The 23,546-nt window shown below is 49.6% G+C and carries 18 protein-coding genes; 7 read left to right on the top strand and 11 right to left on the bottom strand.

Translation table 11 applies throughout. From position 1 onward, the window contains the following. Positions 1 to 63: 63 nt before the first annotated feature. Together NW211_RS08565 and NW211_RS08560 are read left to right on the top strand one after the other, a co-directional pair. Positions 64 to 645 (top strand): helix-turn-helix domain-containing protein, encoded by a 582-nt coding sequence (locus NW211_RS08565; protein WP_258327565.1) that lies wholly within the window; start codon positions 64 to 66, stop codon positions 643 to 645. 867 nt (positions 646 to 1,512) lie between these two features. Next, positions 1,513 to 1,767, top strand: coding sequence for a hypothetical protein (locus tag NW211_RS08560; RefSeq protein WP_258327564.1), 255 nt, complete (start codon positions 1,513 to 1,515; stop codon positions 1,765 to 1,767). 79 nt (positions 1,768 to 1,846) lie between these two features. Here the strand turns inward: NW211_RS08560 and NW211_RS08555 are convergent, their stop codons facing one another. Together NW211_RS08555 and gyrA are read right to left on the bottom strand one after the other, a co-directional pair. Next, positions 1,847 to 3,067, bottom strand: coding sequence for a lipopolysaccharide assembly protein LapB (locus NW211_RS08555; protein ID WP_158096819.1), 1,221 nt, complete (start codon positions 3,065 to 3,067; stop codon positions 1,847 to 1,849). Positions 3,068 to 3,162: 95 nt separating this feature from the next. Beyond that, complete coding sequence (gene gyrA, locus NW211_RS08550; RefSeq protein ID WP_258327563.1) at positions 3,163 to 5,661, bottom strand: DNA gyrase subunit A; 2,499 nt, start codon at positions 5,659 to 5,661, stop codon at positions 3,163 to 3,165. Between the two features lie 212 nt (positions 5,662 to 5,873). Here gyrA and NW211_RS08545 point away from each other — a divergent pair, with 212 nt between their 5' ends. Both NW211_RS08545 and htpG read left to right on the top strand, forming a co-directional pair. Then, positions 5,874 to 8,438 (top strand): ATP-dependent Clp protease ATP-binding subunit, encoded by a 2,565-nt coding sequence (locus tag NW211_RS08545; RefSeq protein WP_258327562.1) that lies wholly within the window; start codon positions 5,874 to 5,876, stop codon positions 8,436 to 8,438. Positions 8,439 to 8,540: 102 nt separating this feature from the next. Then, on the top strand, positions 8,541 to 10,595 hold the full coding sequence (gene htpG, locus NW211_RS08540; protein WP_258327561.1) for a molecular chaperone HtpG: 2,055 nt from the start codon (positions 8,541 to 8,543) through the stop codon (positions 10,593 to 10,595). A gap of 156 nt (positions 10,596 to 10,751) precedes the next feature. On the opposite strand, the gene NW211_RS08535 is transcribed toward htpG, so the two are convergent. Together NW211_RS08535 and NW211_RS08530 are read right to left on the bottom strand one after the other, a co-directional pair. Then, positions 10,752 to 11,663 (bottom strand): dihydroorotate dehydrogenase, encoded by a 912-nt coding sequence (locus NW211_RS08535; protein WP_087407448.1) that lies wholly within the window; start codon positions 11,661 to 11,663, stop codon positions 10,752 to 10,754. After that, the gene (locus tag NW211_RS08530; protein ID WP_258327560.1) at positions 11,651 to 12,430 is read right to left on the bottom strand and encodes a dihydroorotate dehydrogenase electron transfer subunit; all 780 of its coding nucleotides are present in this window, start codon (positions 12,428 to 12,430) and stop codon (positions 11,651 to 11,653) included. Before NW211_RS08530 ends, NW211_RS08535 begins: the two co-directional genes overlap by 13 nt. Positions 12,431 to 12,743: 313 nt before the next feature. Between NW211_RS08530 and NW211_RS08525 the strand changes: the two genes are divergently transcribed. Next, entirely contained in the window at positions 12,744 to 13,946 is a 1,203-nt protein-coding gene (locus tag NW211_RS08525; protein ID WP_258327559.1) for a class I SAM-dependent methyltransferase, read from the top strand. Here NW211_RS08525 and smpB read toward each other — a convergent pair. Both smpB and NW211_RS08515 read right to left on the bottom strand, forming a co-directional pair. Beyond that, the gene (smpB, locus tag NW211_RS08520; RefSeq protein WP_087407444.1) at positions 13,936 to 14,388 is read right to left on the bottom strand and encodes an SsrA-binding protein SmpB; all 453 of its coding nucleotides are present in this window, start codon (positions 14,386 to 14,388) and stop codon (positions 13,936 to 13,938) included. The two genes, NW211_RS08525 and smpB, sit on opposite strands and share 11 nt — an antisense overlap. 24 nt (positions 14,389 to 14,412) lie before the next feature. Further along, positions 14,413 to 14,973: a hypothetical protein gene (locus tag NW211_RS08515; protein WP_087407443.1), complete on the bottom strand. Its 561-nt coding sequence runs from the start codon at positions 14,971 to 14,973 to the stop codon at positions 14,413 to 14,415. A 419-nt stretch (positions 14,974 to 15,392) separates the two neighbouring features. Between NW211_RS08515 and NW211_RS08510 the strand changes: the two genes are divergently transcribed. Both NW211_RS08510 and NW211_RS08505 read left to right on the top strand, forming a co-directional pair. After that, positions 15,393 to 16,601 (top strand): pyridoxal phosphate-dependent aminotransferase, encoded by a 1,209-nt coding sequence (locus tag NW211_RS08510; protein WP_087407442.1) that lies wholly within the window; start codon positions 15,393 to 15,395, stop codon positions 16,599 to 16,601. After that, on the top strand, positions 16,594 to 17,841 hold the full coding sequence (locus NW211_RS08505) for an ABC transporter permease (RefSeq protein WP_258327558.1): 1,248 nt from the start codon (positions 16,594 to 16,596) through the stop codon (positions 17,839 to 17,841). The genes NW211_RS08510 and NW211_RS08505 overlap by 8 nt, the downstream gene beginning before the upstream one ends. A 19-nt stretch (positions 17,842 to 17,860) precedes the next feature. On the opposite strand, the gene nhaA is transcribed toward NW211_RS08505, so the two are convergent. The 5 genes from nhaA to lysA form a co-directional block, all read right to left on the bottom strand. Continuing rightward, entirely contained in the window at positions 17,861 to 19,210 is a 1,350-nt protein-coding gene (gene nhaA, locus NW211_RS08500; RefSeq protein WP_258327557.1) for a Na+/H+ antiporter NhaA, read from the bottom strand. A gap of 79 nt (positions 19,211 to 19,289) precedes the next feature. Then, a complete protein-coding gene (gene lepA / locus NW211_RS08495) occupies positions 19,290 to 21,077 on the bottom strand; it encodes a translation elongation factor 4 (protein WP_258327556.1) in 1,788 nt (595 codons plus the stop codon). Positions 21,078 to 21,256: 179 nt separating this feature from the next. Then, a complete protein-coding gene (locus NW211_RS08490) occupies positions 21,257 to 21,805 on the bottom strand; it encodes an NADH peroxidase (protein ID WP_087407438.1) in 549 nt (182 codons plus the stop codon). Between the two features lie 37 nt (positions 21,806 to 21,842). Next, the gene (locus tag NW211_RS08485; protein WP_087407437.1) at positions 21,843 to 22,259 is read right to left on the bottom strand and encodes a Fur family transcriptional regulator; all 417 of its coding nucleotides are present in this window, start codon (positions 22,257 to 22,259) and stop codon (positions 21,843 to 21,845) included. An 89-nt stretch (positions 22,260 to 22,348) separates the two neighbouring features. After that, on the bottom strand, positions 22,349 to 23,485 hold the full coding sequence (gene lysA, locus NW211_RS08480; protein ID WP_258327555.1) for a diaminopimelate decarboxylase: 1,137 nt from the start codon (positions 23,483 to 23,485) through the stop codon (positions 22,349 to 22,351). Positions 23,486 to 23,546 lie beyond the last annotated feature (61 nt).

Genomic DNA, 23,546 nt, shown 5'->3' with positions numbered 1-23,546 from the left:
ATTTTGATTTTTAAATTGTATTGATTACATTTGTAACGTTTTTCAGGCTTAAAAATCTGCTTTATGGGAAATGATAAAACTGTGGCACTTGCCGTGGCCGATCGTATCAAACAATTTATCGACTACCTGGGAATTACCATTACACAATTTGCCGACAACACCGGGATACAACGTCCGTCGATGTCGCAGATGCTAAGTGGTCGCAACCAGAAAATCAGTATCACGACTATCGGTAAGATACATGAGAGGTACCCCGACCTCTCTATTTATTGGCTGCTGTATGGTAATGGCCCGATGCTCCTGTCAGAGTCGAATGGCGCCTTTTCCGCAGCAATCGAATCGTCGACTATCATCCCGACCGAAGATGATTCGGGTTTACCTGCTGGTGGCTCTCCGTTCATGTCGCTATTCGATGACGAGAGTGGTAAAAATACGGCCGAGGATACGAGCAAACCCGAATATGCGAAGGAAAATAGCTCAAATAGGGCTATAAATTTTGCAAATTCTGCTGAAAATGAGAGTGAAAGATCGAAAAATATCCCGTATATTCCACCTCGTGAAGCCGATGCTAAAAATAGACGAATCGTCAAAATCATGATTTTCTACTCCGACAACACTTTCGAGAGCTTCTCTCCCGAGTCTTAGATTCAAGAGTTTCAATTACGCTCGATTTTTTTTGCTTTCAGGTTCTCCCTAACATCTGTTGGACCCCGTAAATCCAGTCTGGGCAAATTTTAAGCTAAACCCGCTCTCTTTATTGCGGTGCTCGCTATTATCCTGCTGGTACACCTCAGCTACAAGAACCATCGACTACATACGTCGGCCTCCATCGGTCAACCTTTCCGGTCAATCTATCCTGTCGATTCGGAAGATGCCGACCAGTGGGGGCTATTTTATGAATAGGACGGTCGCAGTGTGAGGCTTAAAGTAGGCTTAAAGAATGAGTCCTCGGCACGAGCTGGGATAATTTTCAGTGGGTGCATATCTCTTATAAACGAGAGTAGAATTGTAAAAAATAAAATGTTCTATAATTTATATTATGATAAATAGGCAATCGAGAGAAATATACGAAGATGAATATTTGTTGGAAACCGAGAGATGAATAGATGATACCTGACCAACAATGGATATCTCTGTTATAGCAGAAACGGCTTAATGGTGATTGCAGGTCTTCAAACCTAATCTACATTTGTGGCATTTGAGCCTCCTTTAAGCCGTTTTTATCGTAGTTATTTATTGCCGGTGATACCTTTCCCAAGCATGGAATAACGAGCGGTTATACGCGTATTTTCAATGGTTGCATATAATCTTTATACGTGAAGTGCAGAATTGTAAAAACGAAATGTTTTATGTTTTGTGGGTTTCAAGTGCTGCTTTGCGAGCTTTTATATGTTGCATGCGAGCCCTAAAATATTGCGGATTAGGTTTGTTTTTATCCTCTCCTTTCATATCTTTGGATGGATGTAATTTATTCTCGCTTTCTCGATTTATGGTATACTAAAAAGGAGGATTATGATGGAAAATATCGATTTGAAGAAACTGAGTGCTGAGCAGCTTTGCGACCTATTCAACGATGAAACTGCCCAGGTTAAGCATTGGGACATTATTCAGGAGTTTATCGATCGGAAAATATCCACAGTCAATATTCAACGAGCTTCGGGTAGTATGAATGGTCGCCCTATGCGCATCTGGTATAATGAAGGCCGGAATTGTATAGAGGTTCGTGGGCGTGTATTTTTCGAGGGCACAGATCTTTTACAATGGTAGCAAGTCGCTCCATCGGTATAAAAAAACAGCCACTCTCCGAAAGAATGGCTGTTTTTTTTATGGTTTTACCGATTGACTATTATTGGCCTTCGATAGCTTTCAGTTTCTCGGCATCGTTCAAGTTGTAATAGATGTTGCGCAACGCATACTTATAGTCCGGTTCATCGGGTTTCAGTTCGTATGCTTTTTCGTAGTACGGACGCGATTTTTCGAACAGAGGAATTACCTCTTTTTCACGAGCTTCGGTATATTTTACGTTGTCGGTAATCGAGCTGATTTCGTTGTTTTTCTGTACGGCGAGGTTGAAGTAGATACGACCCATGTTGCCCAGAGCATCGGCATAGGTAGGATTGATTTCGATAGCCTTCTCGAAGCACTCGATCGATTGGTCGTATTTCTTTTGCGACTCGTACAGATTACCTTTTACATTCCAATACTCGGCTTTGTCGGGTTCTTCGGCCAAGATGGCATCGAGCGTGGCGATAGCCTCGTCGTACTTACCGCTGTAGATATAGAGGTTAATCAGTTTCAGCGTGTAGGTATTTTCTTTTTGCATTTTGGGCTGGCCGTTCTCGTCCATCACCGTGTTGCCCATTTCGTCTTTAACCTCTACCATTTCGTTTTTGAACAGCTTCTCGCCTTCCTGGAGGGTTTGAATCAGGTTGACCGTGTCTTGAGTTTGCTCATATTCGTAAACGAGGTATTTGTAGATGTCGTTCTGGTTGTAGCCGTTGCCTTTAGCGTCGTTCAGTGCGCTGATAGCCAGAGCGTGATCTTGTGTCTGCAAGGCAGCCAAAGCCCGGTTGAACTCCAGAATGGCGATAGTCGAGTCGGCAGGAAGACCGCTTTTCTCACCCTTCATAATCGAGAGTTTGGGAATGTCCAGGTAGATACCCCACACATCGTAGGCTTTCTTGTAGTCTTTCTGTGTGAAATAGTATACGCCGGCATTGGCAAATCCATCGATGTTTTGTTTCAGTGTTTTACGAATGTCTTTTACATATTTGGGCTTTACTTTGCCTTTTTCGTTAGGCAGCGTATCGAGCGCGATAGATTTCAGGAAATACTCGTAGCTTTTTACCAGAGCGTCGTACATGGGACCGTCGCCGTCTTTCAACGTCATACCCAATGTTTTCTGAACATTGTCTTTTTCGAAATAGGTGTTTTCGATGAAACCGGCTACATACCAAGTCTTGGCATCGTCTTTCGATTCGGGATCGGTCAGTGCACCCTGAATGGTGGTACGGGCCTCCTGGAAGTTAGGATTCTCCATCTTGGCTTCGCTGAAAGCTCGGTTCACCGCTTTCTTTTGGCCAAATGCGCAAATGACTGAAAGCAGTAATACTGCGGTTAATGTTGTTTTTTTCATTGCGTGTTTATTTTAGGATTAACAATTTATTCTGCAATTTCGGTGACGCTGTCGTCCTGCATGTTCTCGTCGACACTGTCCGACAAGACTTTGCAGACCGAAGCAATTTCGTCGTTCCGTTTTTCGAGGTTGATTAACCGAACACCTTGCGTAGCTCGGCCCATGACACGCACGTCGGCTACCTTCATGCGCAACGTGATACCCGACTTGTTGATGATGACCAGGTCGTTCTCGTCGGTTACACACTTAATGGCAACCAGATAACCGGTCTTGTCGGTGATATTCAAGGTTTTCACACCCTTACCACCGCGGTTGGTTATGCGGTAGTCTTCGATGAGCGAGCGTTTGCCGTATCCCTGCTCCGAAACCACCATGATGGTCTCTTTCTCGGGGTCGTTTACGCAAATCATTCCTACTACGGCATCGTCGTCGTTGTCGAGGGTCATACCCTTTACACCGGTAGCATTACGTCCCATTTCACGTACGGCGCTCTCGTGGAAGCGGATGGCCCGGCCGTGACGGTTGGCAATGACAATCTGGCTGTCGCCCGTGGTGAGCCGCACTTGTATCACCTGGTCGTCTTCGCGAATGGTGATGGCATTCACACCGTTCTGGCGAGGACGCGAATAGGCTTCGAGTTTGGTCTTCTTGATGATACCCTTGCGCGTACAGAAGAGCAGGTTGTGCGACATGTTGTATTCGGGGTCTTGCAACCGTTTCACGCGGATAAAGGCATTTACCTTGTCGTCCGAGTCGATATTGAGCATATTCTGTATGGCCCTACCCTTCGAGCTCTTGGAGCCTTCGGGTATCTCGTATACCTTGAGCCAGTAGCATTTACCTTTCTGCGTGAAGAAGAGCATGTAGTTGTGCATCGAAGCGGGATAGATATATTCGATGAAGTCTTCTTCGCGGGTGTTGCTGCCCTTGGCCCCTACTCCACCCCGGTTTTGTGCACGGAATTCGGAGAGCGGCGTACGTTTGATATAGCCCATGTGCGAGATGGTGATAATCATCTCGTCGTCGGCATAGAAGTCTTCGGCATTGAACTCTTCGGACGAGTAGACGATTTCGGTCTTGCGCTCGTCGCCATATTTCTCTTTGATTTCGATAAGCTCGTCTTTTATCACCTTCATGCAGACCGCTTCGTCGGCCAAAATCTGGTGATAATAGGCAATCATCTTTTCGATTTCGGCATACTCGTTTCTCAGTTTGTCCTGGTCGAGACCGGTCAACTGACCGATACGCATATCGACAATGGCCTGAGCCTGCTTGTCGCTGAGCGAGAAGCGCTCCATCAGGCGCGTGCGGGCCTCTTCGCGAGTCTGCGAAGCTCTTACAATCTTGATAACCTCGTCGATGTGGTCCGATGCAATAATCAGACCTTCGAGTATATGGGCCCGCTCCTCGGCTTTGGCCAGGTCGAATCGAGTCCGGCGCAAAACCACTTCGTGACGGTGGTCAACGAAAGATTCGAGCAGTTGTTTCAGGTTCAAGGTTTGAGGACGACCATGTACCAGTGCAATGTTGTTGACGCTGAACGACGACTGCAGGTCGGTCATTTTGAACAACTTGTTCAGCACCACGCTGGCGTTGGCATCTTTCTTGACTTCGATAACGATGCGCATGCCGGCACGGTCGGACTCGTCGTTGATGTTCGAGATTCCGTCCAGACGTTTCTCTTCGACCAGGTCGGCGATTTTCTTAATCAGTTCCGACTTGTTGACGACATAGGGAATTTCCGATACGATAATCGATTCGCGACCCGTCGAGCTGTCTACCTCGATTTCGGCTTTGGCACGGATGACGATACGACCGCGGCCTGTTTCGAAAGCATCCTTTACACCGGCATAGCCGTAGATGATGCCCCCTGTGGGGAAGTCGGGAGCCTTGATATATTGCATCAACTCCTCGATGGTGATGTCGCGGTTGTCGATCAGAGCAACCGAAGCATCGATACACTCCGACAGGTTGTGAGGCGGCATGTTGGTCGCCATACCTACGGCAATACCCGAGGCCCCGTTTACCAGCAGTTGCGGTATGCGGGTGGGCAATACGGTAGGCTCTTCGAGCGTGTTATCGAAGTTGGGGGTAAAATCGACCGTATCCTTTTCAATATCGCGAAGCGTCTCTTCGGCAATGCGCGAGAGTCGCGCCTCGGTATAACGCATGGCGGCAGGGCTGTCGCCGTCGACCGAACCAAAGTTACCCTGGCCGTCGACCAGCGGGTAACGCAAGGACCACGGTTGGGCCATACGTACCAGTGCATAGTATACCGACGAATCGCCGTGCGGGTGATACTTACCTAATACGTCACCGACGATTCTCGCAGATTTCTTGTAAGGTTTATCCGATGTGTTTCCCAGTTTGTCCATACCGAACAACACCCGGCGGTGTACCGGCTTGAAACCGTCGCGCACATCGGGCAAGGCTCGAGCTACAATCACCGACATGGAGTAATCGATGTAGGCCGATTGCATCTCTTGATTGATGTCTATCTTTAGAATTCTATCCTGGTCAATCATTTATTAGTGAAAATTGGTTATACATTGATTCTTTAGCGTACAAAGATACCAATTTTTTGAAAAAACCGAGGTATCTCCCTCAATAAATAATCTTCGGCAAATGGGAAAATTCGGCATGTTATTTGTTATACACAAGAAATAATATTTACCTGCCAATATTTGGCGTAAAGGTGGTATATTTGCTAAATCAATATAAGGAGACAGATTTGTTTATGGAAAGAAACTTTTCACAACATGTAAAGGAAATTCTCGGTTACAGCCGGGAGGAAGCCGAACGCCTTCAAAATTCCAACATCGTTCCCGAGCATTTGTTGCTGGGGATTATACGCGATGGGGCCAATCGGGCTGTCGATGCCTTAGTGGGGCTGGGTGCTTCTCTTCGCACGATAAAGAGTTCGCTGGAAAATGAACTATCCGCTTCCAACAATCACATGGAACAGCAGTCGAGCGAGCTGACTATCAGTAAAAGCACAGACAGAGTGTTGAAAATGAGTATGCTCGAGGCTCGATTTATGAAGAGCCAAGAGACCGACTCGGAGCACTTGTTGCTGGCCATTTTGAAAGAATCGGATTCTCCGGCTGCGAAAATACTCCATACGAACGACATCACCTACGACGAAGTGTCGGCCTTTTTAAAAGGTGAAGCGACTGGCGAAGCAGAGGCCGAACAACACCCCTCCCCTCGTGGTATGGGAGCCGGTTTTACCGACGACGATGACGACGAACTGGAGGATGAGCGCAACTATCGCCGCGAACAACAGCAAGGCGGCAGTGGCAGCAGCGCTTCGACACAGCGCAGCAACAACGATACACCCGTGCTCGACAACTTCGGTACCGATATGACCAAGGCGGCCGAAGAGGGTCGTCTCGACCCCGTCGTAGGCCGTGACAACGAGATAGAGCGGCTGGCCCAGGTATTGAGCCGCCGGAAGAAGAACAACCCGGTACTCATCGGTGAGCCGGGTGTGGGCAAATCGGCTATTGTCGAGGGGCTTGCTCTGCGCATCGTGCAGCGTAAGGTATCGCGTGTGTTGTTCGACAAACGGCTCATTTCGCTCGACATGGCTTCGATTGTAGCCGGCACCAAGTATCGCGGACAGTTCGAAGAGCGCATCAAGGCTATCTTGAACGAACTCTCGAAAAACCCCAATATCATCTTGTTTATCGACGAGATTCACACCATCGTGGGGGCCGGTGGCGCTACCGGTTCGCTCGATGCGGCCAACATGCTGAAGCCGGCACTTTCGCGGGGCGAGATACAGTGTATCGGTGCCACCACGCTCGACGAGTATCGCAAGAATATCGAGAAAGACGGAGCCTTGGAGCGTCGGTTCCAGAAGATTATGGTCGAGCCTACGACACCCGAAGAGACCCTGCAGATTCTCAATAACATCAAGGGCCGTTACGAAGACCATCACAACGTAACCTATACCGACGCTGCGCTGGAGGCTTGTGTCAAATTGACAGACCGCTATATCAGCGACCGGAATTTCCCCGACAAGGCCATCGATGCCTTGGACGAAGCGGGAGCCCGGGTACATGTGTCGAACATTACGGTACCTAAGGAGATCGAGAGTCTGGAGGCTCAAATCGAGACTTGCCGCGAGGACAAGATAAACGCCGTGAAATCGCAGAATTACGAATTGGCAGCCAGCTTCCGCGACAAGGAGAAGGAGTTGCAGCTCTCTCTGGAGACGGCCAAAGACAACTGGGAGAAACAGATGCAGCAACACCGCGAGATTGTCGACGAAGAGAAAGTAGCCGAGGTGGTAGCCATGATGACCGGCGTGCCCGTGCAGCGTATTGCTCAGGCCGAAGGCAACAAACTGCTGGCCATGGCTGGAGAACTGAAGCGCGAAATCATCGGTCAGGATGAGGCTGTAGACAAAGTGGTGAAGGCCATACAGCGCAACCGGGTGGGATTGAAAGACCCCGACAAGCCTATCGGTACCTTTATGTTCCTGGGTCCGACGGGCGTAGGTAAAACGCATCTGGCCAAGAAGTTGGCCGAGTATCTGTTCGACTCGAAAGATGCCCTTATCCGCATCGACATGAGTGAATATATGGAGAAGTTCACCGTGTCGCGGCTCGTTGGTGCCCCTCCGGGATACGTGGGTTACGAAGAGGGCGGCCAGCTCACCGAGAAGGTACGCCGCAAACCCTATTCGGTCGTACTGCTCGACGAGATAGAGAAGGCTCACCCCGATGTATTCAATCTGCTGTTGCAGGTCTTGGACGAAGGCCGGTTGACCGACAGTCTGGGCCGTCGTATCGACTTCAAGAATACCATCCTGATTATGACTTCGAACATCGGTACCCGCCAGTTGAAGGATTTCGGCCAGGGCGTAGGTTTCTCGACCAATACCGTTTCGGAGAAAGACTACTCGCGGGGTGTCATCCAAAAGGCTCTGAACCGTGCCTTTTCGCCCGAGTTCCTGAACCGTATCGACGACATCGTCATGTTCGACCAGCTCGACAAGAAAGCCATCTTCCAGATTATAGACTTGGAATTGAGCGGCTTCTACAAACGGGTAGAGACGTTGGGGTATCACCTCGAAATCACCGATGCTGCCAAAAACTTCATTGCCGAGAAGGGGTACGATGTGCAGTTCGGTGCCCGACCCTTGAAACGGGCCATCCAGAAATATCTCGAGGATGAGTTGGCCGAGATGATTATCCGGGCTACCGTTCAGGAGGGTGATACGATACGGGTCGACTTCGACCAGGAAAATCACAAAATCATTTCGTCGATTATCGACTCGAAGAAAGAGGCGTGACACGACGGAAAGAGAATAAGCCAAAATGTCAGACTTTTTGAGTCTGGCATTTTTTTTGAAAAATTTTCGAGTAGAAAATTGTAACAATAAAAACATATAACCATGCAAAAAGGTACTATCGGGGTTACAACCGACAACATCTTCCCCGTTATCAAAAAGTTTTTGTACAGCGATCACGAAATATTCTTGAGAGAGCTGGTATCCAATGCCGTCGATGCTACGCAGAAACTGAAGACTCTGGCATCTTTTGGCGACTTCAAAGGCGAGCTGGGTGCGATGAACGTATCGGTTTCGATCGACAAGAAGGCCGGCACGCTTACCATCTCCGACCACGGTATAGGCATGACGGCCGAAGAGATAGACAAATATATCAACCAGATTGCCTTTTCGGGTGCTGAAGAGTTTCTGGAGAAATATAAAAACGATGCCAACGCCATCATCGGCCACTTCGGCTTGGGCTTCTACTCCTCCTTCATGGTTTCGAAGAAGGTCGAGATTCGCACCTTGTCCTATAAAGAGGGGGCAAAAGGTGTCATGTGGAGCTGCGACGGTTCGCCTGCCTACGAGATGACCGACATCGACAAGAGCGAACGCGGTACCGATATTGTGTTGTATATCGACGATGAGAACAAGGAGTTCCTCGAAGAGCAACGCATCGAGACGCTGCTGAAGAAGTATTGCCGCTTCTTGCCCGTACCCGTTGTATTCGGTAAAGAGCAAGAGTGGAAAGACGGCAAATATGTCGATACCGACAAAGACAAAGTCATCAACGACATGGAGCCGGCCTGGACTCGCAAACCGACCGACCTGACCGACGAGGATTACAGGAAATTCTATTCCGACCTCTATCCCGGCATCGACGAACCGCTCTTCTGGATTCACCTGAATATCGACTACCCCTTCAAGTTGACGGGTATTCTTTACTTCCCGAAAATCAAGAACAACATCGACATCAACCGGTATAAGATACAGTTGTATTGCAACCAGGTATTCGTAACCGATTCGGTCGAAGGCATCGTCCCCGACTTCCTGATGTTGCTGCAAGGTGTCATCGACTCGCCCGACATCCCGCTGAACGTATCGCGTTCGTACCTGCAAAGCGACTCGAACGTGAAGAAGATTTCGGGTTACATCACCAAGAAGGTGGCCGAACGTTTGCAAGAGATTTTCAACAGCGACCGCAAACAGTTCGAAGAGAAATGGGACGACCTGAAGATCTTCATCGAGTACGGTATGCTCTCGGACGAGAAGTTCTACGAACGGGCTCAGAAATTCGTTCTGCTGAAAGATACCGAAGAGAAATACTACACCCTCGACGAGTACAAGACGCTGATTGAAGGCAACCAGACCGACAAGGACGGACAACTCATCTACCTGTATGCCACCGACAAGGAGGCCCAATACAGCTACATCGAGACCGCTACCGCGAAGGGTTACGATGTGTTGCTGATGAACGGTCAGTTAGACCCCCACTTCATCGGTATGTTGGAGCAGAAGTTGGGTAAATGTCGTTTCGTACGGGTCGACAGCGACTTGATAGACCGATTGATTCAGAAGAGCGACAACAAGTCGTCGGTTGCCCTCAATGAGCAACAGCGCGAAGTGATGACTACGGTATTCAAATCGCAGATTCCTGTCATCGAGAAGAGCGACTTCCTGGTTATGTTCGAGCCCGTAGGTGCTACGGCACAACCTATCGTGATTACGCAGAACGAGTTCATGCGTCGTATGAAGGATATGGCTGCCATACAACCGGGTATGGCCATCTATGGCGAACTGCCCGACAGCTACAACCTCATTGTCAACACCGAGCACCCCTTGACGCAACGGATTATCGCCGACACCGAGTCGTCGTGCAAAGAGCAGTTGACCCCGATACTCGACGAGTTGAACACGATCAATGCCGAAATCACCCGTCTGCAAGAGGCCAAGAAAGACAAGAAGGACGAAGAGGTACCCGTAGCCGACAAAGAGGCTTTGAAAAGTGCCGAAGAGAAGGCCAAGGAATTGCGTGCCAAAGAGTCGGACGTACTGAAGAGCTATGCCGACAAGAACCCGCTGGTTCGTCAGTTGGTCGACTTGGCTCTCCTCTCCAACAACATGCTGAAGGGCGAGGCTTTGAGCAACTTCATCAAACGCTCTGTCGAGATTCTTTAATGACTTGTTGATGCCGGTGAGGGGAACAGATATGAAGTAATACTTTATATCACCCTCTCACCCAGCATATAAAGCAATACTCAAATAGCGAATATAGATTTGCTGCATTACTGCAATCTATATTCGCTATTTTTTATTTATCTGTTAATAAACAGCTTATAGAATAAGTCCGCCTATCAACTCTTTTACCGACGAGATATGATTTTTTTCGAGATATTCGTCGATTCCGTCGACGATTTTCTCCGAAATCTGAGGGTCTATGAAGTTGGCGGTACCTACCTCGATGGCCGAAGCTCCGGCCAACAGGAATTCAATGGCATCGGTGGCATTCATAATACCCCCCAGCCCCACAATAGGAATCTTCACGGCATGATAGGTCTGCCAAACCATACGCAGGGCAATGGGTTTGACACAGGCTCCAGACAGTCCGCCAGTGACGGTCGAGAGTACCGGGCGACGCCGCTGCGCATCGATAGCCATACCCAGCAAGGTGTTGATTAACGACACGGCATCGGCCCCTTCGGCCTCGACGGCTCGGGCTATTTCGGTAATGTCGGTCACGTTGGGCGACAGTTTCACGATCAGTGTCTTCGGGTAGGCAGCCCGCACGGCCCGCACAACGGCAGCCGCACTCTGGCACGAGGTACCGAAAGCCATTCCGCCCTCCTTTACATTGGGGCACGAGATATTCAACTCGATGGCCGGGATACGGTCCAAGGCTGCAATCTTCTCGGCGGTAGCCACATAGTCCTCGACCGAGGCTCCCGACACATTCACCAGAAAGTGGGTATCGATCTCCTGGATACGGGGATAGATGTGCTCGATGAAATAGTCTACGCCCTTGTTCTGGAGACCTACGGCGTTGAGCATACCCGCAGGCGTCTCGGCCATACGGGGATACGGATTGCCCTCGCGATGATGCAGCGTGGTACCTTTGACTATGATACCGCCCAGACGAGACAGGTCGATGAAATCGGCAAACTCTTCGCCATAACCAAACGTCCCCGAAGCGGTCATCACCGGATTTTTCAGGGACAGTGCACCTATATTAACTTTTAAATCTGCCATTTGAGTTTTTCTATATTAAAGATAGGACCTTCTTTACATACACACACATGGCCTTCGACTGTGTCTTCTACACAGCAGAGGCAGGCACCCACGCCGCATGCCATCGTATTCTCGAGCGATACCTCGCAAAAGATATTCCGCTCACGGGCATACCGGGCCACGGCTACCATCATGGGCTTGGGGCCACACACATAGAGTCGGTCGAACGGCTGCTCGAGCACCGAGTGCTGAGTCACAAAACCTTTTTCTCCCAACGAACCATCTTCGGTTGAGATGTAAACCTCGCCCCACTGCTTGAACTGCTCGTATTGCAGCAGGTCTTTGTCGCTGCGGAAACCCAGCAGGAACCGGGGCGTATAACCCTTTTCCTTCAGGTATTTACCCCAGTAGAGCATAGGAGCTATACCCACACCGCCACCTACGAGCAGAATCTTCTCGTTCGGGTTCTCGGGGGGTGTAAAGGTATTACCCAGCGGCAGAACCAGGTTCAAGGTTTCGCCGGCCGGCAGAGCACACAGGGTACGGGTTCCCTCACCGGCTTTACGGATGAGCAACCACAACTCGTTGCGGTCATAATCGACAAAATTGATGGAGATAGGACGCCTCAAAAAGGTGGCGGGAGAGCGATCGACCCGCACCTCGACAAACTGCCCCGGCAGCATGGGGGGCAACGGTTGCCCGTTGGCAGGTGTCAATTTCAAGAGTGCATAGTTGTCATGCAACTGTACATTTTCGGCTATTCGAAAATCGAGAATGTATTTTTTCATAAATCTGTTTTACTGGCAAAATCCGGTGGTGAGACTCTTGCCTGACACCATGCCGGCAAGCATCCGCAACCTTGTTTTGCATTTCTTTGCAAAGATAGTGAAAGGTGAGAGCAGAGACAAATGAAAACCAAGTTTTCAATTTGACTATGCCGAGCCGCATCCTATCTTCGTGTAACAAAGATAGTGAAAGGCGAGAGCAGAGACAAATGGAAAGCACAGTTTTCGACATTTGACTTTGCCGAGCGTCTATATGGATATGGAAAGGTGGAAACAAAAAAGCCAAACTTGCAGGAGTTTTTTCTATCTTTGCTCCATGAAATACCAGCGAACCATCCAAGATTTCATCTCCGAATATGCCGATGCCGATACCAATCGGTTGCGGCTGATGAATATACAGGCCGACTTCGATGTGGCGTGGGCCATTCTGCAAATCGAGGCCCGCAAAAAAATTCGCCACAAATTGCCGGACTGGGCAGCTAACCCGAATCTGGTATTTCCCTCACTCCTCTCGACCGAGCAATGCTCTTCCGAACAGACGGCCCGGTATAAGCAACGACTCATCCAATCGGGCGATTTGGCCGACCTGACCGGAGGCTTGGGCATAGATACCTGTTACCTGGCGCAAAAGGCCACGCAGGTCGTTTACGTGGAGCGCATGGCCGAATATTGCCAGGCTGCCCGCTCCAACTTCAAATGGCTGGGGGCCGACAACATCACGGTGGTCGAGGATGACAGTACCCACTTCATACAGTATTGTAACCGCTGTTTCGATACGCTCTATATCGATCCAGCCCGGAGGGGAAGCGGCAACAAACGGATTTTTGCCCTCGACGAATGCGAGCCTAATGTGGTGGCACTGATGCCCCAACTGTTGCGCTATGGCCGACGTATTGTCGTGAAGGTTTCGCCTATGGCCGATATTTCGGCTATTCTGACGCTTTTGCCCGAGGTCGGCGAGGTACATGTCGTATCGGTACGAAACGAGTGCAAGGAGCTGCTTCTGGTCATAAACTCAGATACTTCAACCCAAGAGATGGCCACGACGATTCACTGTGTCGATATGGATGCTGCGGGTCGGGAATCTACGTTCACTTTCCGTCTCGATGAAGAGAGGCAACTCTCCCACTCTGCCCCTTGCGATACGGTGGCCCGATACCTGTACGAGCCCAACTCGTCTATTCTCAAAGCGGGGGCCTATAAATCGGTAGCGGCTGCGTATGGAGTCGACAAGTTGCAAATAAACAGCCATCTATATACATCGGATTGTTACCTGCCCGATTTTCCGGGACGGAAATTCGAGGTGGTCGAAGTCATCGATTTCAACGCCAAGAGTTTGAAAACGGTTGGGAAACAATATCCCCGCATCAACCTCTCGACGCGAAACTTTCCGCTCACGGCAAACGAGTTGCAAAAACGACTCAAGTGCAAAGACGGCGGCGAATTTTATCTCTTTGCCACCACACTTGCCGACAATCGAAAGGTGTTGATTATTACCCGTAAAGCTATCAATGCTTGAACATGCGGTCCATCTGCCGCTTGTCTTCCCGCTCTTTAATCGAGTCACGCTTGTCGTACTCTTTCTTCCCTTTGGCTATGGCTATGGTCACCTTGGCCAGCCCCTTGTCGTTGATGAAGACCCGGGTGGGAATGATGGAGAAACCCGACTCGCGCGAGGCCCGTTCGATTTTCGCAATCTCCTTGCGGTTGAGCAGCAACTTGCGGTCGCGGCGCGACGAATGGTTGTTGTACGAGCCGTAGAAATATTCGGCGATATACATGTTCTTAATCCATACCTCGCCGTTGTTGACGTAGCAGAAAGAGTCGTTCAACCCCGCTTTGCCCAGCCTGATCGATTTGATTTCGGTCCCCGACAATACGATGCCGGCATTGAACGTATCGAGCAACTCGTAGTCGAAAGAGGCCCGTTTGTTGCGAATATTTATTTGTGGTAGTTTCATCGTTTAATCTTCATCTTTTAATGGTTACATGACACCGGGCATGAAAAAGTAGAGCAGTTTCTGTATGGCCATCGGGATAGCCAGAAACAACACTGTGGTAGTCACCACATACAAGATGCTTTTTTGCTCGGGTATTTCCATATATTTTTGACTGTTCCAAATGACATACGCCAGCAGCAGCGGCAGAAAATCGACTATGGCCGGTACTTCGCAGAAGTAGCGCACCACCAGAATGCAGATGTCGAACAACATGTACAACCCCAGGTTGTACCCTACGAATCGTTTGATTCGCGACTCGGGCTGTACCACCTCCAACAGGTGCGTCGATAAAACTTTCATCACATACACCAGCGCATAGAATCCCCCGAAAAATTTTACAAATTCGATGATGGCCAGTTGCAGAGCCCGCGACAGCGAAATGTCGTGGAAGAAATATCCCAGAAAACAGACCACAGCCGTAACCCCCATCAGCGGGTAAAGAAACTGATTCAGAAATAGCTGTGTAGCACAAGGTGCCTTGTCTGTTTTTTGCCAGGTCTTTTCGGGAAAAACCAGGAGCAAAAAGAGATGTTTCAATTCATCCATAGAACTCGCTTTATTCAGATTCGTGTAACAAAGATAGTGAAAGGTGAGAGTAGAGGCAAAGGAAAACGCAGTTTTCAACTTTGACTCTGCCGAACCGACTCCTATCTTATTCAAAGATAGCGAAAGGTGAGCGGAGAATAAAATATCGAAACTTGTTTCGGTATTTTTTATTCCGAATCACCCCTATCTTCTACAAAGATAGTGAAAGATGAGCGTAGAGACAAACGAAAGGGGCGCTTTCTTATCCTGATGATACGGGACAGCCCCTCTATAACATTCTGTAAATGGTCATATTTGTTCTATTTAACCCCCTGTCATGCACATTCTCTCTTTTTTATGGACGGATAGAAAAGTAAAATTTTTATCTTTGCATTTCAAAAAATTTCAGTTTAGTCTATTTATACATTAAAGAAGAAGATATGCCAACTATTTCCCATCGAGGTGAAATTATGCCGGCCTCACCCATACGTAAACTGGTCCCTCTGGCCAATAAGGCGAAAGAAAGAGGTATAAAAGTTTACCACCTGAACATTGGTCAACCCGACCTCCCTACCCCTCAAATCGGTCTGGATGCGCTCAAGCACATCGACCGCCGCACGCTGGAGTATAGCCCCAGCGAAGGGATAAAGAGCTTGCGGGAGAAACTGGTTCAATACTATGCCAAGTTCAACATACACGTAACCCCCGACGATATTATCATCACCACCGGCGGGTCCGAGGCGGTATTGTTCTCGTTCATGGCCTGCCTCGACCCGGGCGACGAAATCATCGTACCCGAACCGGCCTATGCCAACTATATGGCCTTTGCCATCTCGGCCGGAGCGGTTATCAAGACTCTGCCCTCCTCGATCGACGAAGGGTTTGCGCTGCCTTCGGTCGAAAAGTTCGAAGCCCTCATTACCCCGAAAACCAAGGCGATACTGATTTGTAACCCCAACAATCCCACGGGCTATCTCTATACGCAAAAAGAGATGAACCAGATACGCGACCTGGTGAAGAAATACGACTTGTTCCTCTTCTCCGACGAGGTCTATCGTGAGTTCTGTTACACCGGAGCTCCCTACATTTCGGCATTCCACCTCGAAGGTATCGAAGAGCAAGTGGTGCTTATCGACTCGGTATCGAAGCGGTACAGCGAGTGTGGTATCCGCATCGGTGCCTTGATTACCCGTCACAAGGAGTTGAAGAAGAATGTGATGAAGTTCTGTCAGGCACGACTCAGCCCACCGCTTATCGGTCAACTCATTGCCGAGGCGTCGATCGATGCCCCCGAGAGCTATATGCTTGCCACGTACAACGAGTATGTAGAGCGTCGCAAGTTCCTGATCGACGGTCTGAACCGCATCCCAGGCTGCTACTCTCCCATCCCCATGGGCGCCTTCTACACGGTGGCCAAGTTGCCGGTCGACGATGCCGACAAGTTCTGTGAGTGGTGCCTCTCCGAATTCGAGTATGAAGGCCAGACGGTATTCATGGCTCCGGCCTCGGGCTTCTACACTACCCCCGGGTTGGGAAAGAACGAGGTGCGTATGGCCTATGTACTGGAAAAAGAAGAGTTGGCCAAAGCCCTGATCGTATTGAAAAAGGCATTGGAGGCCTATCCCGGTCGTGTAGCCGTACATGAATAACTGGAAACTATATATTGCCAATCGCATTCATTTCGACAAAAGCTATCGGAAGAAGGCAACACCTCCGGCCATACGGGTAGCCGTGGCCGGGGTTGCATTGGGTTTGGCCGTTATGATACTCTCGGTAGCGATTGTCATTGGCTTCAAACAGGAGATTCGCGACAAGGTGGTAGGCTTCGGCTCTCACATACAGATAACCTCGTTCGACAGCAATACGACCTACGAAAAGCAGCCGGTACAATATACCGACAGCCTGCGTCAGGTTTTGATGGCTCACGAAGGGGTAGCCAAAGTCGAGCCCGTAGGTACGAAACTGGGAATGATCAAGACCGACAGCGACTTTATGGGTGTGGTTCTGAAAGGGGTGATGCCCGATTACGATTGGTCGTTTTTCAAGAAATATCTGGTTGAGGGTAATCTACCCCTCATAACCGATTCGGCAACCTCCAACGAGGTGATTGTCTCCAAGACTATCGCCGACAAAATGAACCTGCATGTGGGCGATAAAATCTATTGCTACTTCGTGCAAGACCAGGTACGGGCCCGCCGGTTTCTGGTGTCGGGTATCTATCAAACCGACTTCTCGGACTATGATAAACTGCTGATGATTGGCGATGTGCGCCAGGTGCAACGGCTCAACGGCTGGACCCCCGATCAGTATAGCGAAATCGAGTTACTGGTCAACGACTTCGACCAGGCCGACAATATCGCTTACGACCTATATACGCAGTTAATCGACCGCCCCGACGATTACGGCACCCACTACTACCCGCAATCTATCCGCACGCTGAACCCTATCTTTTTCGGGTGGCTCGACCTGCTGGACATGAACGTGTGGATTATTCTCATTCTCATGGCTGCCGTATCGGGCTTTACCATGATTTCAGGCCTGCTGATTATCATTCTGGAGCGGGCCAACATGATTGGTATTCTCAAGGCGCTGGGCGCAAACAATACCTCGATACGCGAGATATTCCTCTATGTTTCGACCTTCCTCGTGGGGAAAGGTATGATTTGGGGCAATGTCATCGGTCTGGCCTTGTGTTTCCTGCAACAGCAGTTCCACATTATCAAACTCAACCCCGAGGCCTACTACGTGCCTTATGTGCCCATCGAACTCAATTTCTGGTACATCCTCTGGCTGAACATCGGCTGTATGGCCATCTCGGTGCTGATGCTGATTGCCCCCTCGTATTTAGTTTCGCTTATTCGTCCGGCCAAGTCCATCAAGTTTGAGTAAACCCGGCTTCCCGGTTGGGTCAATCCTCCTCTTCTACCTGTCGGGGCAATGTCATATTCAAGAAAATATATCCCAGTATTCCTGCCGCCAACGAACCGGCTACAATACCCAGTTTGGCCCGCTCGAGCAGTGCAGCTCCTTCGGGCCCCATGTCGCCAAACGAGAGGTTGGCGATGAAGAGCGACACGGTGAATCCGATACCACCCAATACCGATACGGCTGCCAGTGACTTCCAGGTGGTGCGGGTGGGCATCGGCACGATTTTCAGTTTGATGACCAGCCACGACGAGAGGAAGATACCCAGGAATTTTCCCACCAACAGACCCACGAAAACAGCCAGACTGATACCCGAGAAGAGCGAGGAGAACTCGAGACCCGAGAGCACAATGCCGGCATTGGCAAAGGCAAAGAGCGGAATGATAAGATAGTTGATGACGGGGTGCAGCGTATCTTCCAAATCCTGCAGCGGGCTGATGACCTTATCCGAGGCCGACTCGATGCTCTTCAGGCAGTTGATTTGCTCTTTCGAGAGCATAATCGAGCGGTCGCTGTCTTCGAATTGTTCTTGCGGAAAATTGGCAATCTCCTGGCGTATCGTGCAGATAAAGTGCGAGGTTGCCAACACCGGCTTGGCCGGAATACAGAAGGCGACCAATACCCCCGCAATGGTGGGGTGAATGCCCGAATTGAGGAACAGGAACCACACGACACCGCCCAATGCAAAGTAGAAGAGTTTGCTGTTTACGCCGGCCCGTCCGCCTATCCATAGCACCAGGAATACCCCTACGGCATAGAGCAGATAGGTCACCTCGATGTGTGTCGAGTAGAAGAAGGCAATCACCAGAATGCCGCCTATGTCGTCGACAACCGCCAGCGTAGTGAGGAATATCTTCAGGGCAATGGGTACCCGCTTGCCCAGCATCGCCAGTACACCCAGCGAAAAGGCTATATCGGTAGCCATCGGTATGGCACTGCCCCGCAGAAAATCGCTTCCCCGCCCTACATACATGAAGAGCAATACCGGCACCACCATGCCGCCGATAGCTGCGACAATGGGCAGCAGGGCCTGCTTCAGAGAGGTCAACTCGCCCACCAGCACCTCGCGTTTGATTTCGAGGCCGATAGAGAAAAAGAAGATGGCCATGAGTGCATCGTTAATGAATGTCATGACCGTCATCGGTTCGCCACCGTGACTGAAGAGGTTGAACCCGCCCACCTGAAGGGATATGGGTTGTGCCCACCACGAAAAATAGAGATCGGCGAGCGGTGAATTGGCTATGATAAAAGCTAAAAGTGTAGCTACGATCAACACGTTACCGCCGCTGGCGTAGTTCTTGATCGATTTCTTTATGGCATACAAGCTGTCCATATGGGTTGTTTTTGTAGTTTAAACAAAAAAAGCTCGTTACAGTTTTTCTGCCTCGGAATCAAAAAAGGGATAACCCCGCTTAGTCGAGTTTCAGCACCGCCAGGAAAGCCTTTTGAGGCACCTCGACCGAACCGATTTGCTTCATCCGTTTCTTTCCTTTTTTCTGTTTCTCCAACAGTTTGCGCTTACGGCTTATATCGCCGCCGTAACATTTGGCCGTTACATCCTTGCGTACCGGCTTGATGGTCTCGCGGGCGATAATCTTGGCACCGATGGCGGCCTGGATGGCAATCTCGAACTGCTGACGCGGAATGAGCTCCTTCAACTTCTCGCACATGCGCCGGCCAAAGGTGACGGCATTGTCTACGTGGGTCAAGGTCGACAGGGCATCGACCGACTCTCCGTTGAGCAGAATATCGAGTTTCACCAGCTTCGACTCTCTGAAGTCGTGAATGTGGTAATCAAACGAGGCATACCCCTTCGATATACTTTTCAGCTTGTCGTAGAAGTCGATAACGATTTCGCCCAGCGGCATGTCGTAGATGATTTCTACCCGGTTGCCCGAGATGTACTCCTGCTTTACCAGTTCGCCCCGTTTGCCCAGGCAGAGGGTCATAATGGGGCCTATGTAGTCGGTAGCCGTGATGACCGAAGCCCGGATGTAGGGCTCCTCGATGTGGTCGATCAAGGTTGGGTCGGGCAATCCCGACGGGTTGTGAACCTCAATCATTCCGCCCTTCTTGTCATAGACTTTATACGATACGTTGGGTACGGTCGTAATCACGTCCATGTTGAACTCACGGTCGAGACGCTCCTGCACAATCTCCATGTGGAGCAGCCCCAGAAATCCGCAACGGAATCCGAAGCCCAGCGCAGCCGACGACTCAGGCTGGAAGGTGAGCGAAGCATCGTTCAACTGCAGTTTCTCCAGCGACGAACGCAGGTTCTCGAAGTCCTCGGTCTCGATGGGATAAACACCGGCAAAGACCATGGGCTTCACCTCTTCGAATCCATCGATAGCCTCCGAACACGGGCGGTCTATGTGGGTAATGGTATCGCCCACCTTCACCTCACGCGAGGTCTTGATACCCGAAATGATATAGCCTACATCGCCGGCCAGCAATTCGTTGCGAGGCACCATGTCCAGTTTGAGCACCCCGATTTCGTCGGCCTCATACTCCTTGCCCGTAGCTACGAATTTCACCTTGTCGCCGGTCCGTATACGGCCGTTGCATATCTTGAAATAAGCGATAATTCCGCGGAACGAGTTGAATACCGAGTCGAAAATAAGACACTGCAGCGGGGCATCTACGTCACCCTTGGGCGGCTCTACCCGCTCGATAATGGCGGCGAGAATCTCCTCGACACCCTGCCCCGTCTTACCGCTGGCCCGGATAATCTCTTCGCGTTTGCAACCCAGCAACTCGACAATCTGGTCTTCCACCTCGTCGGGGCGGGCGCTCTCCAGGTCGATTTTATTGATTACCGGAATAATCTCCAAATCGTGCTCGATAGCCATATAGAGGTTCGAAATCGTTTGTGCCTGAATGCCTTGCGAAGCATCTACAATGAGTAGAGCTCCTTCGCAGGCGGCGATGGAGCGAGAAACCTCGTACGAGAAATCGACGTGCCCCGGAGTATCTATCAGGTTCAAAATGTATTTTTCACCTTGGTAGAGATACTCCATCTGTATGGCATGGCTCTTGATGGTGATGCCGCGTTCGCGCTCCAAATCCATATTGTCGAGTACCTGGTCTTGCAGGTCTTTCTCGGCTATGGTTTTGGTGTACTCCAACAAGCGGTCGGCCAAGGTACTTTTACCATGGTCTATATGGGCTATGATACAAAAGTTGCGTATATTCTTCATTGAGATTAGTCTGATAATTGCGACAAAGATACAAAAAGATGAGTGGAGAATAAAATATCGAAACATCGTTTCAGATATTTTTCATTCCGGTCGGTCTGTATTTTATTGCGACACAGCAGACAAAAAAGAGAGGGCAACTCTTTCGGGCCGCCCTCTCTCTGTAAACTAATGGCAATTTTTTATTTCTTGAAATAGCGGTTGTACAGACCTTCGAAGCCTTTGCCGTGACGAGCTTCGTCTTTGGCCATTTCGTGTACCGTGTCGTGGATTGCATCGTAACCCAGTTCTTTGGCACGTTTGGCGATACGCATCTTGTCGGCGCAAGCACCGCTTTCAGCCTCCATACGGGCTTTTACGTTCTTCTCGGTGTTCCAAACTACTTCACCCAGCAATTCGGCAAATTTCGAAGCGTGTTCAGCCTCTTCGAAAGCGTAGCGTTTGAAAGCCTCGGCAATTTCGGGATAGCCTTCACGATCGGCCTGACGGCTCATAGCCAAGTACATACCTACTTCGGTGCATTCGCCAGCGAAGTGAGCTTTAAGACCTTCCATAACCTCGGCGTCTTCTACAACACCGTCGCCAATATGGTGTTCGGTTACGAAATCGAGTTTGTCCGACTCAACCAATTCTTTGAACTTCGAACGGGGTTGGTGGCATTGGGGGCAAAATTCAGGAGCTTCTTCACCTTCGTATACGTAACCGCATACAGTACAAATAAACTTTTTCATGATTGGTTATTTTTAGTTGTTAATGCTGTGTTATTGATTAGTTGATGTTCTCTTTCTTTTTCTGGCACGACGGACATACGCCCTTGCAATACATCTGAATGTCGGTAACTTCGAACTCCTTGAGTGCATCCATCGCAAAAGGAGGCAAATCGAAATCGAATATTTCGCCGCATTCATTGCACCTGAAATGCAAGTGAGGTGTTTCACGGGCATCGAAACGGGCATTCTTTTCGTCGATTGTAATCATTTGAATGACGCCTTGCTCGGTCAGCAAATTCAACGTGTTGTAAACGGTTGCCTTCGACAGTGTGGGAATAGACGGATACAAAGCATTGAATATTGTATCGGCCGTCGGATGTGTGTGATGAGTCATCAGATAATCCAACACGGCCATGCGCTGTACCGAGGGCTTTATGTTGTAACGACGTAGTTTGTTTTGAGCCGATTCTTTCATCTTTCTTTATTTGTAATGATTACAATTTTGTAATCGCAAAAATACTATATTTCTGAATACGAAAGCAAAAATTATTGTTAATAATTATTTTATTCTATCAAATGTCCGGGCAATGGGCGGCAGTTGTATTGCGAAGCCATGATTTCGCCGTAGGCTCCGGCCGACCGGATTGCAATCAAATCGCCTCGCTCGGTAGCATTCAGCATGACATTTTTCCCGAAGCAGTCCGACGACTCGCAGATGGGCCCCACTACATCGTAGGGCTTCACGGCCATATCGGAGGTAATGTTCTCGATATGATGATGGGCCTGATACAGAGCCGGACGAATAAGGTCGGTCATACCGGCATCGACGATGACAAATTGCTTTTTGAGCGATTTCTTCACATAGAGTACTCGTGTGATGAGCGAACCGCACTGGCATACGATAGCACGTCCCAGCTCGAAGTGCAACTGTTGGCCGCTGCGCAGGTCGAGCGTGTCGCGGAATACATTGAAGTAGGTTTCAAAATCGGGGATGGGGTTTTTATCCGGATTGTCGTAATCGACACCCAGGCCGCCTCCTACATTGATGTGCTTTACCTGGATATTCCGTTTCACCAGATCGTCTTGCAGGCGGTTGATGCGTTCGCAGAGTACCCGGAAAGCCTCCATGTTCAAGATTTGAGATCCGATATGAAAGTGGAAGCCGATAAGCTGTACATGCGTATAGCCTTGCAATTGGGCAAGTACGCCATCGAGCATCTCGATGGGAATACCGAATTTGTTTTCACTCAGGCCCGTCGTGATGTACTCGTGGGTATGTGCGTCGATATTGGGGTTCAGCCGCAAGGCAATCGAGGCTACCGTCTCTTTTTTGCGGGCCAGCTCTTCGATGACGGCCAACTCTTCGGCCGACTCTACATTGAAGCAGAATATTTTGTTATCGAGCGCGTACTCGATTTCCCAGTCGGCCTTTCCTACGCCGGCGAATACAATCTTTCGGGCCGGGAATCCAGCCTCCAGAGCGGCCTTTATCTCGCCGCCGCTTACGCAGTCGGCCCCTACTCCCGAAGCGGCAATCAGTCGCAATACCTCGGGATTGGCATTGGCTTTGATGGCATAGTGTACCTGAAAATTCCGTTCTTCGGCCAGGCGGGTAAGTGTAGAGAGTGTATTGTTCAACAGCGTCTTATCGTAATAATAAAACGGAGTTTTTTCTTGATTGAAATGAGTAATAGGAAACATGTGTCACAAAAAGTAAAGTGTCATGCAGAACACATTCTGCATGACACTGTGTTATAATTTA

The sequence above is a fragment of the Barnesiella sp. ET7 genome (assembly GCF_024733785.1).
In the GTDB taxonomy this organism is placed as follows: Bacteria; Bacteroidota; Bacteroidia; order Bacteroidales; family Barnesiellaceae; genus Barnesiella; species Barnesiella merdigallinarum.
The sequence above is the reverse complement of the archived record's forward strand: the minus strand, read 5'-3'. Positions and strand labels throughout refer to the sequence as shown.